Source organism: Clostridium sp. HMP27 (assembly GCF_000765165.1).
GTDB lineage: Bacteria > Bacillota > Clostridia > Clostridiales > Clostridiaceae > Clostridium_AK.
The window spans coordinates 1-15791 of sequence record NZ_JMFY01000006.1 but is presented as its reverse complement, the minus strand read 5'-3'; the positions used below and the strand labels follow the sequence as shown (position 1 = coordinate 15791).

The 15791-nt window shown below is 33.5% G+C and carries 17 protein-coding genes; 8 read left to right on the top strand and 9 right to left on the bottom strand.

Annotated features, from left to right (window positions below; translation table 11 throughout):
• Positions 1–12: 12 nt before the first annotated feature.
• The 4 genes from DP68_RS03370 to DP68_RS03355 all read right to left on the bottom strand — a co-directional run bounded on the left by DP68_RS03370 (position 13) and on the right by DP68_RS03355 (position 2946).
• Positions 13–378: a DUF2089 domain-containing protein gene (locus DP68_RS03370; protein ID WP_035306106.1), complete on the bottom strand. Its 366-nt coding sequence runs from the start codon at positions 376–378 to the stop codon at positions 13–15.
• 311 nt (positions 379–689) lie between these two features.
• Positions 690–1049, bottom strand: coding sequence for a VOC family protein (locus DP68_RS03365; protein WP_035306105.1), 360 nt, complete (start codon positions 1047–1049; stop codon positions 690–692).
• A gap of 45 nt (positions 1050–1094) precedes the next feature.
• Positions 1095–2102: an asparaginase gene (locus DP68_RS03360; RefSeq protein WP_035306103.1), complete on the bottom strand. Its 1008-nt coding sequence runs from the start codon at positions 2100–2102 to the stop codon at positions 1095–1097.
• A gap of 166 nt (positions 2103–2268) precedes the next feature.
• Positions 2269–2946: a TVP38/TMEM64 family protein gene (locus tag DP68_RS03355; RefSeq protein ID WP_291547033.1), complete on the bottom strand. Its 678-nt coding sequence runs from the start codon at positions 2944–2946 to the stop codon at positions 2269–2271.
• Between the two features lie 292 nt (positions 2947–3238).
• On the opposite strand from DP68_RS03355, the gene thiS reads away from it, so the two are divergent.
• Genes thiS through DP68_RS03330 form a run of 5 tightly spaced genes read left to right on the top strand, consistent with a single transcriptional unit; the run spans position 3239 to position 6774 of the window.
• Positions 3239–3433: a sulfur carrier protein ThiS gene (gene thiS / locus DP68_RS03350; protein WP_035306094.1), complete on the top strand. Its 195-nt coding sequence runs from the start codon at positions 3239–3241 to the stop codon at positions 3431–3433.
• Between the two features lie 3 nt (positions 3434–3436).
• A complete protein-coding gene (thiF, locus tag DP68_RS03345; RefSeq protein ID WP_035306092.1) occupies positions 3437–4240 on the top strand; it encodes a sulfur carrier protein ThiS adenylyltransferase ThiF in 804 nt (267 codons plus the stop codon).
• A gap of 15 nt (positions 4241–4255) precedes the next feature.
• Complete coding sequence (locus tag DP68_RS03340; protein ID WP_035306086.1) at positions 4256–5023, top strand: thiazole synthase; 768 nt, start codon at positions 4256–4258, stop codon at positions 5021–5023.
• A gap of 2 nt (positions 5024–5025) precedes the next feature.
• Complete coding sequence (gene thiH / locus DP68_RS03335) at positions 5026–6180, top strand: 2-iminoacetate synthase ThiH (protein ID WP_035306085.1); 1155 nt, start codon at positions 5026–5028, stop codon at positions 6178–6180.
• 9 nt (positions 6181–6189) lie between these two features.
• Positions 6190–6774 carry a thiamine phosphate synthase gene (locus tag DP68_RS03330; protein ID WP_035306077.1) on the top strand — a complete coding sequence of 195 codons (585 nt, stop codon included), beginning with the start codon at positions 6190–6192 and terminating at the stop codon, positions 6772–6774.
• A gap of 87 nt (positions 6775–6861) precedes the next feature.
• Here DP68_RS03330 and DP68_RS03325 read toward each other — a convergent pair whose 3' ends face one another.
• Complete coding sequence (locus DP68_RS03325; RefSeq protein ID WP_035306074.1) at positions 6862–7587, bottom strand: spore coat protein; 726 nt, start codon at positions 7585–7587, stop codon at positions 6862–6864.
• Between the two features lie 298 nt (positions 7588–7885).
• On the opposite strand from DP68_RS03325, the gene DP68_RS03320 reads away from it, so the two are divergent.
• On the top strand, positions 7886–9145 hold the full coding sequence (locus DP68_RS03320; RefSeq protein ID WP_363330942.1) for a sialidase: 1260 nt from the start codon (positions 7886–7888) through the stop codon (positions 9143–9145).
• A 77-nt stretch (positions 9146–9222) separates the two neighbouring features.
• Here the strand turns inward: DP68_RS03320 and DP68_RS03315 are convergent, their stop codons facing one another.
• The 3 genes from DP68_RS03315 to DP68_RS03305 all read right to left on the bottom strand — a co-directional run bounded on the left by DP68_RS03315 (position 9223) and on the right by DP68_RS03305 (position 11618).
• A complete protein-coding gene (locus DP68_RS03315) occupies positions 9223–9903 on the bottom strand; it encodes a hypothetical protein (protein ID WP_035306068.1) in 681 nt (226 codons plus the stop codon).
• Positions 9904–9977: 74 nt separating this feature from the next.
• Entirely contained in the window at positions 9978–10544 is a 567-nt protein-coding gene (locus DP68_RS03310) for a TetR/AcrR family transcriptional regulator (RefSeq protein WP_035306066.1), read from the bottom strand.
• A gap of 141 nt (positions 10545–10685) precedes the next feature.
• Entirely contained in the window at positions 10686–11618 is a 933-nt protein-coding gene (locus DP68_RS03305) for a YafY family protein (RefSeq protein ID WP_035306064.1), read from the bottom strand.
• 145 nt (positions 11619–11763) lie between these two features.
• On the opposite strand from DP68_RS03305, the gene DP68_RS03300 reads away from it, so the two are divergent.
• On the top strand, positions 11764–12186 hold the full coding sequence (locus tag DP68_RS03300; RefSeq protein ID WP_035306062.1) for a pyridoxamine 5'-phosphate oxidase family protein: 423 nt from the start codon (positions 11764–11766) through the stop codon (positions 12184–12186).
• 146 nt (positions 12187–12332) lie between these two features.
• On the opposite strand, the gene DP68_RS03295 is transcribed toward DP68_RS03300, so the two are convergent.
• Positions 12333–14609, bottom strand: coding sequence for an excinuclease ABC subunit UvrA (locus tag DP68_RS03295; RefSeq protein WP_035306057.1), 2277 nt, complete (start codon positions 14607–14609; stop codon positions 12333–12335).
• Positions 14610–14766: 157 nt separating this feature from the next.
• On the opposite strand from DP68_RS03295, the gene DP68_RS03290 reads away from it, so the two are divergent.
• Positions 14767–15702 (top strand): YafY family protein, encoded by a 936-nt coding sequence (locus DP68_RS03290; protein ID WP_035306056.1) that lies wholly within the window; start codon positions 14767–14769, stop codon positions 15700–15702.
• Positions 15703–15791: the final 89 nt, after the last annotated feature.

Below are 15791 nucleotides of genomic sequence, written 5' to 3'. Positions count from 1 at the left end.
TCCTTTCAAATTTTAATTGCCCTTCATCATATTTACAGCCTGCTCAGCTGATATTTCACCCTTTTCCAGCATATCAAGTATTTCCTTGTTGTCTACTGAAGGCTTTTTTACTACGGTATAGCCAAGAGCTGAAACAACCTCATCTAGCTTAGCTCTTACAGTGGGATAAGATATCCCAAGCTCCTTTTCAACATCCTTAATATTGCCTCTACACTTTAAAAAAACTTCCATAAAATTAAGATATTCTTCTCCTAAATACTCGAACTTAGAAAATTCAAAGTCATTTTCGATAACAGTGCCGCATTTATCACATCTAAGCTTGATAGCTTTTAATTTTCCATTACATATAGGACATTTGCTTATTACCCTATAAGCCATAATCATCCTCTCCTTTTCTGTATCTTCATTATAATACTATTTTTACAACAACTCAATAATGTAATTAAAATATTTAATTTTAATTCAGGTTATTTTAAAATAAATCAATCGTAAAATTAATTTATTTAATTTAATCTTTAATAATTTAAATATAAGTTTCTTTAACAAGATTTTGGATAAAATTTCCTTATTTTTTATTTATCTTAACCAACTTTATTAATAACAATGAAAAATATCATTAAATTCATTTTTGTTTTTTGAAAGCAAAAGGCACCTTCCATTGGAGGTGCCTTTTGCTCTAATCATATAGACTACATATTTTGTACAAACTGAATCTTTAACCCATTTGGATCTGTCACATAGAAAAACTTAACATGTGGATTAGGCTGAAATGTTTCACTATATTCTATGCCTTTATTCTTAAGTAATTCCATCATTTTATCCACAGATTCTATTTCAAATCCCCAAGAAATATCTCTTCCCAGATTAACTTCTTTATTATTTTCATTATATATTAACTCAATCTTTGTTTCTCCGTCTCCTAAAAATGCAATTTCAGTTCCTGGACCAGCTTTAAATCTTTTATCCACTGTAAGTCCAACTATTTCTTGATAAAATTTTAAAGAATCCTCCATATTTTTAACCATTAATGTACTCCAACAAAATTTCATAACTTATTTTCCCCCTTGAATAAATATTATTTTTATATTTAAATTTTAAGCTAATTTTTCAATAATCAAGTCATTACGTATAGATGTCAAGAACAGCTGCTTGGCTTTTTCCTTATCTTTGGTTTGTCCAAGTACCCACATGAGCTTTGTTACTATTGCCTCTGTCGACATATCATAACCTGGAATTACTGCATACTTTAAGGCCTTTTGTCCAACTTCATATTTGCTCAAATCAGTGCCCTCTAAAAGCACCTGCGTTTTTATAACTACAATCTTTCCCGCCTCATCCAGCATTTTTAACTTAGCTAAGAAATTCTTTTTATTCTCAAAAGGAATTCCCCCGCTGCCATAGCTTTCTATAATTATTCCCAAATACTTATCACTTAAATAGTCAAGTATATCAGGATCCGTTGCAGGAGTTAGCTTTAATAAGAAAATATTAGTACATAGAGATTTATAAAATATAAGCTCCTGTTCTTTTTTATAAATAGAAACTTGATCATTATATTTAATCTTATTTTCTTCAATACTTGCTAAATAAGGATAGTTAATACTTTCAAAAGCATTATAGCTTTTTGTTCTTAATTTTTCCGCACGAGATCCACAGATTACTTTACCATCAAAGACAATGAATACTCCGCCTACCCCATTGCATGCAAATTGAATAGCATTTACTAAATTTCTTTTTGCATCTGTTTCTTTAAATATAATAGGCTTTTGAGCACCCGTAATAACAATTGGCTTGTTAGAATTTTGTATCATATAAAAAAGTGCTGCAGAGGTATATGCCATAGTATCCGTTCCATGAGTTATAACAAACCCATCATAATTATTATAACTTTTCTCAATATATTCAACAATATTTACCCAATATTCTGGGTGCATATTAGTACTGTCAATATTTAATATTTGTACGGCATCAATTTGGCAGATATCCTGTACTTCTTTTGTGTAACTTAAAAGACTTTCTCCCGTAAGAGCTGGCGCAAGTCCATCATTACCTTCTGCACAAGCAATAGTCCCCCCTGTAGATAACAGTAATATTTTTTTCATATAACTTTCTCCTTATATAATAATTCTTTCCGCTAATTTAAACAACAAAATCATACACTGCACTTATAGTGCATGCCTATATAATAAATAATTATAAACCTGCATAGGAAGTAGTCAATATAAAAAAACATAAAAAAGTTTTGTTAAATAAAGTATATTTGATTAATTATTTAACAGCATTAATTAATTTATCTTCCATCTTATTACCATTCTTTACTATAAAAATCACGCATAGTGCAATTATTGCCCATACCCACCATGGTACTATTATATTCGAAGATCCCAATGCAGATGCAGCTAGTATTTCCCACGGTCTTGCTAAAAGCATTATTGTGAAGTATCTGCTTAAGCTCATCTTGCTAAGTCCAACTAAAAAGCCAATAATATCGTCTGGCAAAAACGGAAGAAGAAACATTAGCATAATTAATAGCTCTCCCCTTTTGGATGAAATAATCTGCTCATACTTATCTGAAACCTTATGACTTACAAACTTGTTTGTAAAAGACCTTCCAAATTTTCTTGCGAGAATAAATACCACTATAGAGCCGCTTATTATGGCTACCATACTAATAAAAAATGATCCCCACATGCCAAATATCATTCCGCCAACCACAGCACTTACATTACTAGGTATGGGTGCAATAATAACAGATACAAATTGTACTATGAAAAATATAATATATGCATTTTTACCATATCCCTCAATATACTTTTTTAAATCCTCCATAGAAGTCATATGACTTAAGATTCCGCTGGATTTAGCATAAATAAATATTCCTGCTAGCCCACCTATAGTTACTAATAATAAAAAATAGAATTTTAATTTATTCTTTTGTATATTCATAAACAGCATTCATCCTCCTAGTTATCTATTTTATATACTGATTATGAAGTATATAATTTAAAATTAGATTAAAAACCTCTTAAGAAAATCTTAATTTTGAGCAAAAATGATCAACGTTAATAAAACATTATCTTAATTATACTTGCCACTTGCCACGTGGGTGGCACTATGATATAATATCACCAATGTAATATTGTTCGTGAATAATAAGCACAAAATGGGGTACACCACCGAAAGGGTGTAAGGCCATTTTGTGCTTTTTTTGCGGGTATTTTGGAAAGGAAGTGAAAATATGAGAGTAAATGGAACCGATATTTCCTTAAATAGAGCTCAAAGTTTATTTGATTTCTTAGAAGAACAAAATTACGATATTACTAAAATTGCAGTAGAGCGTAATGGTGAAATCGTTCCGAAATCAACATATAAAAAGCTTATGCTTGATGATGAGGATACTTTAGAGGTTGTTAGATTTGTAGGAGGAGGCTAATAAATGAAAGTAACAGTAAACGGCAAAGAAATGGAGCTAACTTGCAGCACAGCCTTTGAGCTTAGAAATCAAATTGGAAGTGAAACTGACATTATAATTTTAAATGGCTTTCAAATGGATGGTGACTGCAAAATATCAGAAAATGATGTATTAAGTATAATACGCAAAGGTGTTATGCCTAAGGAAGACGAACTTGAAAGCATGATGATGGCAAGACACACTCCAAATGTACATAAAAAGATTAAAAAAGGCAAAGTAGCCGTAGCTGGTCTTGGAGGTCTTGGATCTAACATTGCAGTTATGCTTGCAAGAATAGGTGTTGGGCAGTTACTTCTAGTGGATTTTGATATTGTGGAGCCAAGTAATTTAAATAGACAAAGCTATAACATCGGTCACTTAGGGATGCCGAAAACATTAGCTCTAAAAAAACAGATAGAAGAAATTAATCCCTTTATCAAGGTGGAAACTCAAACCACAAGAGTAACAGAAGATAATGTTAGTGAGCTTTTTAACGGATATGACATAGTTTGTGAAGCCTTTGATAAACCTGAGGCAAAATCTATGCTTGTAAATACAGCATTGGAAGAACTTACTGATGCTAAAATAGTAGCAGCTTCTGGCATGGCTGGATATGATAGTTCAAATTTAATCAAAACAGTAAAACCCATGAAGCGCCTATATTTATGTGGGGATTTAGAAAACGGAGCAAAAATCGGACAAGGTTTGATGGCACCAAGGGTACAAATATGTGCTGGTCATCAAGCAAATATGATTTTAAGATTATTGCTTGGAATAGAAGATGTATAGGAAAGGATGTTAAAAATGAGTGATAAGTTAATAATTGGCGGGCATGAATTTAAATCAAGATTTATATTAGGTTCAGGTAAATTTTCATTGGATCTAACAAAAGCAGCTATCGAGCATGGCGAAGTAGAAATGGTAACCCTTGCACTACGCCGTGCCAATGTAGGTGGAGAAGAAAACATATTAGATTACATACCAAAGGGAATTACATTACTTCCAAATACTTCTGGAGCAAGAACTGCAGAGGAAGCAGTGAGAATTGCTAGACTTTCAAGAGAAATTGGCTGCGGCAATTTTGTAAAAGTAGAAGTTATTCATGATTCTAAATATTTGATGCCAGACAACTATGAAACAATTAAGGCTACAGAAATGCTATCCAAGGAAGGTTTCATTGTTATGCCATATATGTATCCAGATTTAAATGTGGCAAGATCACTTGTAAATGCTGGCGCTGCAGCAGTAATGCCATTAGCTGCACCTATTGGAAGCAATAAGGGGATTTGTACAAAAGATTTTATACAAATCTTAGTAGATGAAATAGATCTACCTATTATTGTAGATGCTGGTATTGGACGTCCATCTCAAGCCTGTGAAGCAATGGAAATGGGCGTGGATGCTGTTATGTGTAACACTGCAGTTGCAACAGCAAAGGACATTTCAGTAATGGCAAAGGCATTTAAACAGGCTATTGAAGCAGGACGTAGCGCCTATCTTGCAGGCCTTGGTAGAGTATTGGATTTAAAAGCTGAAGCATCTAGTCCATTAACTGGGTTTTTGGAGGATTAATTATGGAATCAAATAAACTAAATCATATGGAATATTTAGACGGAATGGAAGCTATGGATTCCAATATCATGGACAAGGTATTAAATTTAGTTCATAAGTATGATTATCATCAATATACCGACAGTGATGTAGAAAATGCCCTAATGAAAGATAACCTTTCATTGGATGATTATGCAGCTATACTTTCCCCTGCGGCTATGCCCTATTTAGAGGACATGGCAAGGAAAGCACTGTCAAAGACTAGAAAGCATTTTGGTAATTCTGTTTGTATGTTTACGCCATTATATATTTCTAACTATTGTGAGAATCATTGTGTTTACTGCGGCTTTAATTGTAAAAATAAAATTCACCGTGGAAAACTTTCTTTAGAGGAAATAGAAGAAGAATTAAAAGAAATTGCTTCCACTGGTTTAAAGGAGATTTTGCTTTTGACAGGTGAATCTCGTCCCATGTCTGGTATAGAGTATATTGGGGAATCAGTTAAATTAGCTGCAAAATATTTTTCTACAGTTGGTATTGAAATATATCCATTAAACTCAGAAGAATATGAATACTTACATGAGTGTGGCGCCGATTTTGTTTCTGTTTATCAAGAAACTTATAATCCAGATAAGTACGAACAGGTTCATTTAAGCGGGCCAAAGAGAATTTTTCCCTACCGTTTCCATTCACAAGAACGTGCCTTATTAGGTGGCATGCGTGGTGTTGCTTTTGGAGCGCTGCTTGGCTTAGATGACTTTCGAAAGGATGCTTTTGCAGCAGGGTTACATGCATTTTTTATACAGCAAAAATATCCTCATGCAGAAATCTCCTTCTCCACTCCGCGCTTAAGGCCTTACATAAACAATGCAGATAATAATCCTAACGATGTTCATGAAAAACAGCTTTTACAAGTAATGCTTGCTTACCGCTTACTTATGCCTTTTGCGGGGATCACAATTTCTACAAGAGAAAGAGCAGGCTTCCGTGATCATGTTATCGGAATGGTAGCTACAAAAATATCAGCAGGTGTAAAGGTTGGCGTTGGAGGTCATAATGGGGATGAAAAAGGTGATGAGCAATTTGAAATTTCCGATCCTAGAAATGTAGACGAAGTTCATCAAGCTATTTTAAACCGAGGACTACAGCCTGTTTATACAGATTATGTTAGAATTTAGGAGGACAGCATGCTGATTTGTTTAACCAATAGAAAACTTTGCAAAGATGACTTTTTAAATAGAATAAATGAAATAGCAAAGGGAAAGCCTCATGCAATAATGCTCAGAGAAAAAGATTTAAGCCTAGAAGAATATGAATGCTTGGCTATAAAAGTAAAAGAAATCTGTGATATAAATGAAGTACCGCTTATTATCAATAAAAATATTCAGGTAGCTTCAAAACTAAAGCTTCCTAATATCCATTTATCAATATCCGATTTAAGAAAATATAAAAGTGAGCTCCATCAGTTTACTAATGTAGGCGCCTCTGTTCACTCCCTGCTTGAAGCAAAAGAAGCAGAGGATTTAGGCGCTTCCTATTTAATCGCAGGACATATCTTTTCTACGGATTGTAAGAAAGGAGTTCCACCAAGAGGTCTGTTATTTTTAAAAGAAGTATGCGATTGTACTTCAATTCCGGTATTTGCTATAGGCGGCATAACAAAGGATAAAGTAAAAGATGTTACAAATGCAGGGGCAGCGGGAATGTGTATAATGTCTGAAGCTATGACTTGTCCAAATCCAGTTGAGCTGAGTGACAGTTTTAGGATATAGGTAGAAATTAAAATTAGGACTTTTAAACTTCACCTGAAAAGACCGCCTTTTTAGCAGACGGTCTTTTTTATTAAATTATAAGTATAGCTATGCTTGTGATCCAAAGATAGCAACATTTTGGTTATCCAAAACAAACCTGTTATCTTTCCATTTCAATGTATTCAAAACGTATCCTAAAGAATCTGCATTATACCTGCCAGCTATTTTTTGATATGCCAATAACTCATATACTCCATTTGAATCAAAATCCACAGGATATAGTCCACTTAAAGGATTTACAAATCCACTAATTGGCTGCTTTAACTTTCCGTTCACATCATATATTTCACTTAAATAATCTTCTTCCCTGGTAGATATATCTATAATGTACTTCTCATTATTATTCTTACTGATAACTTCAACCTTGTAGTTATCTTTATAAGTAATATCATAATTATATTCTTCATTATATGCATTAAAGTCAAATAATAATTTTGCTACATTGTTAGCAAAGGAATAAATATAGTGATACATTATTCCGCCACTTCCACCTGAATTAATGCTGACTAAGATATCATCTACACCATCTCCAGTAAAATCTCCTAAAAATAGCGTAGGATTATATCCTGCATTTTCACTAAGATGTATCCCCTTAGGCCTGCCTGTGGTTCCATCCTGTATTATAAGGGTAATATTTTGAATAAATGGACTATCGGGCATTTTTCTACCAGTTAGATATACATTATCGGGTATCCTATCACCATTTACGTCCCCTGTAGCAAAAGCAACAACTCTTGGATATATCTCATTAGATCTAAAATAACAATTATACATGGCAGCTCCTTTTCAATATAAACTTTCATAATATCTTATGTACTAAACAATAACCTTGTTACATTCCATTAAATAGAGAACTGTTTTAGTATAAAAGTTGTTAATCATCTCCTATTTTTTTGTTAAAACAAACTTGCCACTTGCCATGTGGGTGGCACCTTTTTTATCTTTCCGAATACAATATAATTGATGAGGATTTAACCCTTAGTAAAATCCAAGGAGGTTTCCAATGTATAATCGTTTTTTTTATTGTCCTAATTGTATAAATCAAGATATTTGCCCATTTTCAAATAATCAAATGCGAAGTGTTGAGGACTTTGATGAATTTGAAAACTTTGAACCCTTCTATGAGGAAGATGAACTTGAAACCGTTCCCTCCTTTTATGAAGAATATGAATTCGATAACTTTAGAGCTCCTCAGCAGGAAGTAACTAGAATATTATCATTACTTAATACTCAGCAGCCTCAACTTAACAGAAGTTTTCAACCTATAGTGGATAATTACTTTAGAAATGTTATAAACTATACACTAGACAACGAAAGAAGACATAGCGGAAACATAAATGCACGAACAAATGCCATATTTAATGACTTCAGAAGAAATAATGAGTCGATATTCTCTGCTCTTCGTTCAGCCGGTATCCCTAACAACGTAATAAATTCAACCATTAGAGATATAATAGAATTTGTTTTAAGAAATATTGGCAGACCTCCTTCACCTGGACCTGGTCCTGGCCCTGCTCCTGGTGATAGGTGGAGTCAATGGGAGGATCTTGGTGGTGTCTTAAATTCTGCTCCCGGCGTTTCCTCATGGGCACCTAATAGACTTGACGTATTTGCAGCTGGAAGTGATAATGCTTTATATCATAAATGGTGGAATGGTTCCCGCTGGAGCGATTGGGAAAACCTTGGCGGAACATTAACCTCTGCCCCTGCTGCAGTTTCCTGGGGAAATAATAGAATTGATGTATTTGCTCGCGGTACAAATAATGCTATGTGGCATATATGGTGGGACGGTTCTCGCTGGAGCCAATGGGAAGACCTTGGTGGAGTTTTGACATCTTCCCCTGCTGTTTCTTCTTGGGCAGCTAACAGACTTGATACCTTTGTACGAGGTACAGATAATGCTTTATATCACAAATGGTGGGATGGCACCCGCTGGAGTGATTGGGAAAACCTTGGTGGAACGTTAACCTCGGCGCCTAGCGCAGTTTCCTGGGGAAATAATAGAATTGATGTATTTGCCCGTGGTGAACGTAACCGCTTATATCATAAATGGTGGGATGGTTCCCGCTGGAGTAACTGGGAGGACCTTGGTGGAAACTTAACCTCAGCTCCTGCAGTATCCTCCAGAGCAACCAATAGACTTGAAGTATTTGCTAGAGGACAAAACAATCAATTGATGACAATGTCTTGGAATGGTTCTCGCTGGAGCAATTGGAGCAACCTCGGAGGAAGAATAACTTCTGATCCAGCTGCAGTATCTTGGGGCCCAAGCAGAACTGATGTATTTGCTCGCGGTACAAATAATGCTCTATGGCATATTTGGAGAGATTAGGTAATTTATTAGAAAAAGCCGGACCAGGTGCTATTTAACCACCTGGCCCGGCATATTTATTTCTATTGAATTTCAATTTAAATATTAAACTTGCCACTTGCCACGTGGGTGGCACTTTTATATCCCATAATTACTATCCAAACATAGGCCAGGGTCTTTGGTATCATCAACATTCCAATCCATCTGATTTCAGTAGCCCAAATCACAACAGGGATATAAAATGCAAAAGAAAGTACAATTGCAAACCACATAAATTTAAAATTGTTATCATTGTGATTTTTAGCTTCAGAATAAAAAATACATATTATTATAATCCCCATTATAGCAAATGGAATATTTCTATATATTCCCCATGAAACTGGAGCATAATAGTTTAGCCAGTCATTTTGAGGAAATAAACATAATGCTATTCTAACAATGCCTAACACATAAATTAAAAGTGTAAGTTTTTTATATCCTTCAATATTATAACGCTGTCTCCATATGTGATACAAAATCACATAAAATATGGTCATAGTAATAGATGTTACTAATTTTCCAAATCCAAGTGCCGCAGCATTTGCCTCAAGTCCAGTTGTTAAAAGTGCATAGGATCTAGGCACTAGATGAAACGCATCCCCTGCTCCTAGTAAAATTGCCATCCAGCCAAAGAGCTTATACTCTTTATTGTCACCACTGTTTCTTGACATTTTTAATCCTAGCGTAATAACACTAAGTAAATAAACTACATCAAATAAAGTTTCCATAATTGCTTGCATATTAATCCTCCTATTTTTAAATATGAACATTGTTCATTTTTGTTTATATTAAAAATCATACATAAGTATGACCTTTAATTACATAATATTCTTTTTAAAATTATAGTTAAAAACTTCATGTCCTTTTCATCTTTTCTAAGCATCATAAGCATATTTTCAAATATAAACTGTGCTGTTCTTTCCTTTGAAACAATGTGATTCCAAGGGTAATCTCTTAAGTCATTATCCATATCCATCAAAGTTATAATTCTTGAGTACATTTTTTTAAAGTATTCATTTTGCTTTTGTTTTCCAAACAATTTTTCCTGTGTTTTTAAAAGCGAAAGCTGGTCTAACCAGTTTTCCTTGAACTTATGAAGATAAACATATAATAAATCATATATTACCTCTAAGTTGCTATAAAAATCATTATAGGCAAGGCCTTGCCAATCAACATTTGAGAAGGCTCCCTCCCAAAAATCCTCGATAACAGCTACCAATAAATCTCCCTTTGAAGGAAAATAATTATATACTGTTCCTATAGCAATACCACTTTGTTTTGCCACAGATCGTATATCCATCTTTGTGATGCCTTGACTTGCAGCAATATCCTTAGCTGCTGATAAAATGATATCCTTATTGTTTCTATTATAATTCTTCATGCCCTCATATCACCACCTGAACATTGTTCATTTAGATTATATAGCATACTTATATAGTTGTCAACTGATGTATTTGCTTAACAAATCATTTACCTTAATTATAAATCTCTTATATTTAGATACTTAATAATAATTATGAAATTACTGATTATAAATATTTAGCATATTTTTAATTCGTCGAATAATTTCCTCTCTCACATGCACTGGCTCTAAGCATTCACATTTGTCCCCAAAGCCAAGCAAAATATTATAGCCAAACTCATCTTCTACAAATGGAAAGTTTACAATTAACTTATTATCTCCATAGCTTTCAATATTCTCTTCCCCACAACGTTCTGACATCTGCTCCCTGAGAGACTCATCAACTAGTAATTTTATTTTAATAATATTTTTCTCTATGTAATCCCATGCCCCTAATGGTTTTGCTTGAAATTCACGAGGAATAAATGCATCCTCTAGAACTTCGAGCTCTGAAATACGAGATAATTTAAAAATACGAAAATCTTGTTTGGAAATACAGTAGCCCTGCAAATACCAATTTGTATCTTTTAACACTAGCCTATAAGGCTCAACTTTCCTACTGCTTTGTTTACTGCTGCGGTCCAAATACTCCAAATATAAAATTTTATTCTCGTTCATTCCTCTTTTGATTTTTTGAAGATTAGGCTGTAGGCTCTTATTACCAATCCATGAGGTAAGATCAATAGTAATTTGACTTGATTTTAATTCAATATCCCTAATTTGCTCCTTTGGTATCATACCTTTTACTTTTGCAAGGGTATTAACAATTTCTCCGCTTGACAATGTTGAAGAAATGCTTCCAAGACCCATTAAAAGTGTTGAAATATCCGAGGTTGTAAAAAGTTTCTTATCTACTTTATACTCTTCCATAATTCCAATGCCACCATTAACCCCAGGATAAGTAATAATTGGGATGCCTGCCTGATTTATTGTTTCTATATCCCTATATATAGTTCTAGGTGTCACTTCAAACATTTCAGCAAGCTTTGTAGCACTGACTTTTTTACGTTCAATTAATACCATAATAATAGATATTAACCTATCTATTTTCAACTACCAGCACCCCCTTAATTTTAAATTTATTTATTTTATCATAAAACCATGACATACTGCTGTCAAGATTCCGTGATAGAATAAATCTGTATTGAGGAATGGGTTTAAATTATAATTCAAAATAAGTTATAAAAGGAGAATGAAAATGGATTTTTTACAAGAGTTTAATAGAATAATGGAAACCACTGATAACTTGGCTTTAGCCACTTCTGTGAACAACGTTCCTAATGTGAGAGTTGTAAATTTTTATTATGATACTGAAAATCAAGGTATTGTTTATTTTGCGTCTTTTAGAGGAAATACTAAAACTTTGGAGTTTTTGCAGAACAATAATGTAGCATTCACAACAATTCCAACTGAAAATAGTGAACAAATTCGAGTTACTAATGGAAGAGTTCAAAAGAGTGATTTAACAATATACGACTTGAAAGAAGCATTTATAAAAAAACTTCCAAATTATGAAATAGTAATAGCACAGGCTGGCAATATGTTAGATGTCTATGAAATTCATTTTAAAGAAGCATCTGTGACTTTGGATATTGATAAGCATGGAAAAGTAACCTTTTAATTTATTTATGCTTAAGTTTATAAGGAGAATTCCTTTCATTTTAGGATTCTCCTTTCTTATTTTTTATCATGTAATTTCTCAATTTACTAGACCTTAATTGAAGTTGCTGCAGAATAAATAAACTAATATTTAAATTTCTTACCTAATTATTGTTTTGATAATATATACTGCTTTAAATACTTTCCTGTAATAGAAGCCTCTTGATTAATCAATTCTCTAGGCTGTCCTTCAAATATAATTCTGCCTCCATCTTCCCCTGCCCCAGGACCAAGGTCTATAATCCAATCCGCTTGAATCATTACATCAAGATTATGTTCTATTACAATTAAAGTACTGCCCTGATCCACAAGAAAATCCATAATTTTTATCAGCTGTGTTATGTCAGACATGTGCAGTCCTGTAGTAGGCTCATCTAAGACGTATATCTGACCTGAATTTTCTAATTCCACTGCAAGCTTAACCCTTTGAAGTTCCCCTCCTGATAAGGTATTTAGAGGCTGACCTAAGGTAATATATCCTATCCCTACATTTATTAATTTCTTTAGAGCAGTGAGTATTTCCTTTTCATAAAAAAACTCCAAAGCCTCCTCAATGGTCATTTGTAGAACTTCACTAATATTTTTCCCCCGTAATTTAAACTTAATAACTTCTTCATTAAATCTTTGTCCACCACATACTTCACAAACACTTTCTACTGTATCCATAAAAGCTAAGTCTGTATATATTATTCCTAACCCCTTACATTCTGGACAAGCCCCCTTTGAATTAAAACTAAAAAGAGAGGCCTCAACTCCATTTTCTTTTGCAAATAAATTTCTAATAAAATCAAAAATCCCCATGTAAGTTGCAATATTAGACCTACTAGAAGCTTGAATAGCTCCTTGGTCTATAAAAATTGCTTCAGGATAATGCTTTGCAAATACCTTATTTATGAGGGTGCTCTTTCCTGAACCTGCTACCCCTGTAACTACAGTCATAACACCTTTAGGAATATTAACACTGACGTCTTTTAAATTATATAAAGATGCATGCTCTATAGAAAACCATCCTTTAGATTCTCTAAGTTCTTTTTTTAAATAAGCTTTATGATTTAGCAAGGTCCCTGTCAATGTATCTGATTTTAATAGCCCATCTAAATCTCCTTCATACACTACTTCTCCACCTTTGATACCTGATTTAGGACCCATATCGATTATATGATCTGCAATTTCAATTACATCTGGATCATGTTCTACGATTATAACGGTATTTCCCTTATATTTTAATAACTTTAAAAGGTTATTAATTTTACTTACATCATGAGGATGGAGCCCAATGCTTGGTTCATCAAAAATGTAAGTAATATCAGTTAAGCTGCTCCCCAGCTGACGAACCATCTTTATCCTTTGGGATTCACCTCCAGAAAGAGTAGATGTTTCTCGATTCAAACTTAGATAACCTAACCCAACGGAAGTTAAATGTTCTAATCGACTAAGAATAGCTTCCACTACTGTGTAGTAAGCAGGTTCTTTGATTAATTGAATAAAGTTAATGAGCTCTGTAATTTGCATTTTTGTACAGTCCCCAATATTCTTTCCATTTATTTTGCAATCAAGTACCTTTTGATTAAGTCTAGCACCTTCACATGATGGACAAAGGCCCATTGTAACCACATAATCAATATCCTCTTTGTATAATGCTGCATCCCTGCATTCTTTACTTAAAAAAGACCGTTCAATTCTTGGAATGATGCCTTCATACTTTGAAGTAGTAGGCCATCCTTCAGTGGGATTTGGAGGTTTAAAACCTGTTTTATAAAGAAGTGTATCCCACTCATCCTCAGTATAATCTTTTAACTTTTTATCATTATCAAATAGCCCAGTACAAACATAACGCTTCCACCTGAACTCTCCTGGTCTAAAGGTTGGAAATTGAATTGCTCCCTCATTTAATGACTTTTCTCTATCAATCAGCCTATCAATATTAAATACTTTTGCTATTCCCAATCCTTCACATTTGGGACACATACCCTTTGGATTGTTAAATGAAAACATATCTGAATATCCAACAAAGGGCTTTCCAAGGCGAGCAAACAATAGCCGTAACAATGAATATATATCAGTAATGGTTCCAACTGTGGATCTTGCATTACCACCAATTCTCTTTTGATTAATGATAATTGCCACGGATAAGTTTTCAATTGAATCTACGCTAGGTTTACCATAGTGCGGAAGGCGATGGCGTATAAAGCTTGAGTAAGTTTCATTTAATTGACGCTGGGATTCCGCTGCAATTGTATCAAATACAAGTGCTGATTTCCCCGATCCTGAAACACCTGTAAAAACAGTAATCTTCCTTTTAGGAACTTTCACATTCACAGCTTTTAAATTTTTTTCCCTAGCCCCAATGATTTGTATATTATTTTGTGAGCCTTGCTCCTTCATAACAACTCCCCTTTCTATGCTACAAACTTTGATGAGATTGCTTTGACTAACTATCATAGATAATATATACTTTTAACACGACAATTATTGTCTAGTTTTAGTTAAAACTATGTTTTTATATAAAATAATTCTATGTATCGAGTATTTAGGAGGATTTATGTCAAAGGCAAAACAAATATTTGATTTAATTATGTATGTAAATACTAAGAGGAATTTTACTGCCCAAGATGTTGCATATGAATTTAATATATCTGTTAGAACTGCACATAGGTATCTAATGGAGCTAAGTGAGCTAGGAGTTCCCTTATATACAGAGCAAGGGCGAAGTGGCGGTTATCGTGTACTAAAAAATAGAATTCTTCCCCCAGTTATATTTGATGAAAATGAAGCATTAGCAATTTTTTTTGCCTTTCAATCTCTAAAATACTACAAATCACTGCCATTTGATGCAAACATCAATTCGGCATCTAGAAAATTACTTGCTATTGCTCCTGAGGATGCTAGAAATAAGATAAACCGTTTAGAATCTGTTTTATCCTTTTGGAATCCAGAAAGAACCGTTGCTTCTCCTTTTTTAAAAGATATAATTGAGGCCTCTATCGAAGATAATATACTAATAATAAAATACCGTTCAAAGTCAACAGATAAAACGAGGGAAATTAAGCCCATTGGAACATATGCCTATGATGGACTTTGGTATATGCCTGCTTTAGATACTGAAAATAATAGAATTAAGTTATTTAGAGTTGATAGAATATTGTCTTTAGAAAATTCCAATAAAGTCCTTAATTTTGAAATGAATTTAGCAGATTGGTTTAATAGTTATAATGCAATTAAAACACCTATACGATTATATGTTACATTAACAAGAGAAGGAATTAGGCAGTGTCAAAGTAAGTCCTGGCTGCAGCCTCATATAGTTATCACTGAAACTGAAAATGGATATATTGACACACTAATTGATGAAAGTGAAATAGAATTTGTCTCTAATTACTTTTTTCAATTAGGCACTTGTGCAAAGGTACTTGAACCGAAAGAGATAGTAGATAACATAAAAAAGAAAGCTCATGATATAGTAAACCATTATCTATAAAAAATTATTTTTGTAATCGATATGTAAATCCTATGCCCATTAATTAGCGTCAAGCAGTTTTATTGTACATAAAGAAGGACTTTTCACAA

What these genes read in the sequence shown, in the direction of transcription:
- DP68_RS03370 (WP_035306106.1), bottom strand. Translation starts at nt 378, where the DNA reads ATGGCTTATAGGGTAATAAGCAAATGTCCTATATGTAATGGAAAATTA.
- DP68_RS03365 (WP_035306105.1), bottom strand. Translation starts at nt 1,049, where the DNA reads ATGAAATTTTGTTGGAGTACATTAATGGTTAAAAATATGGAGGATTCT.
- DP68_RS03360 (WP_035306103.1), bottom strand. Translation starts at nt 2,102, where the DNA reads ATGAAAAAAATATTACTGTTATCTACAGGGGGGACTATTGCTTGTGCA.
- DP68_RS03355 (WP_291547033.1), bottom strand. Translation starts at nt 2,946, where the DNA reads ATGAATATACAAAAGAATAAATTAAAATTCTATTTTTTATTATTAGTA.
- thiS (WP_035306094.1), top strand. Translation starts at nt 3,239, where the DNA reads ATGAGAGTAAATGGAACCGATATTTCCTTAAATAGAGCTCAAAGTTTA.
- thiF (WP_035306092.1), top strand. Translation starts at nt 3,437, where the DNA reads ATGAAAGTAACAGTAAACGGCAAAGAAATGGAGCTAACTTGCAGCACA.
- DP68_RS03340 (WP_035306086.1), top strand. Translation starts at nt 4,256, where the DNA reads ATGAGTGATAAGTTAATAATTGGCGGGCATGAATTTAAATCAAGATTT.
- thiH (WP_035306085.1), top strand. Translation starts at nt 5,026, where the DNA reads ATGGAATCAAATAAACTAAATCATATGGAATATTTAGACGGAATGGAA.
- DP68_RS03330 (WP_035306077.1), top strand. Translation starts at nt 6,190, where the DNA reads ATGCTGATTTGTTTAACCAATAGAAAACTTTGCAAAGATGACTTTTTA.
- DP68_RS03325 (WP_035306074.1), bottom strand. Translation starts at nt 7,587, where the DNA reads ATGTATAATTGTTATTTTAGATCTAATGAGATATATCCAAGAGTTGTT.
- DP68_RS03320 (WP_363330942.1), top strand. Translation starts at nt 7,886, where the DNA reads ATGCGAAGTGTTGAGGACTTTGATGAATTTGAAAACTTTGAACCCTTC.
- DP68_RS03315 (WP_035306068.1), bottom strand. Translation starts at nt 9,903, where the DNA reads ATGCAAGCAATTATGGAAACTTTATTTGATGTAGTTTATTTACTTAGT.
- DP68_RS03310 (WP_035306066.1), bottom strand. Translation starts at nt 10,544, where the DNA reads ATGAAGAATTATAATAGAAACAATAAGGATATCATTTTATCAGCAGCT.
- DP68_RS03300 (WP_035306062.1), top strand. Translation starts at nt 11,764, where the DNA reads ATGGATTTTTTACAAGAGTTTAATAGAATAATGGAAACCACTGATAAC.
- DP68_RS03295 (WP_035306057.1), bottom strand. Translation starts at nt 14,609, where the DNA reads ATGAAGGAGCAAGGCTCACAAAATAATATACAAATCATTGGGGCTAGG.
- DP68_RS03290 (WP_035306056.1), top strand. Translation starts at nt 14,767, where the DNA reads ATGTCAAAGGCAAAACAAATATTTGATTTAATTATGTATGTAAATACT.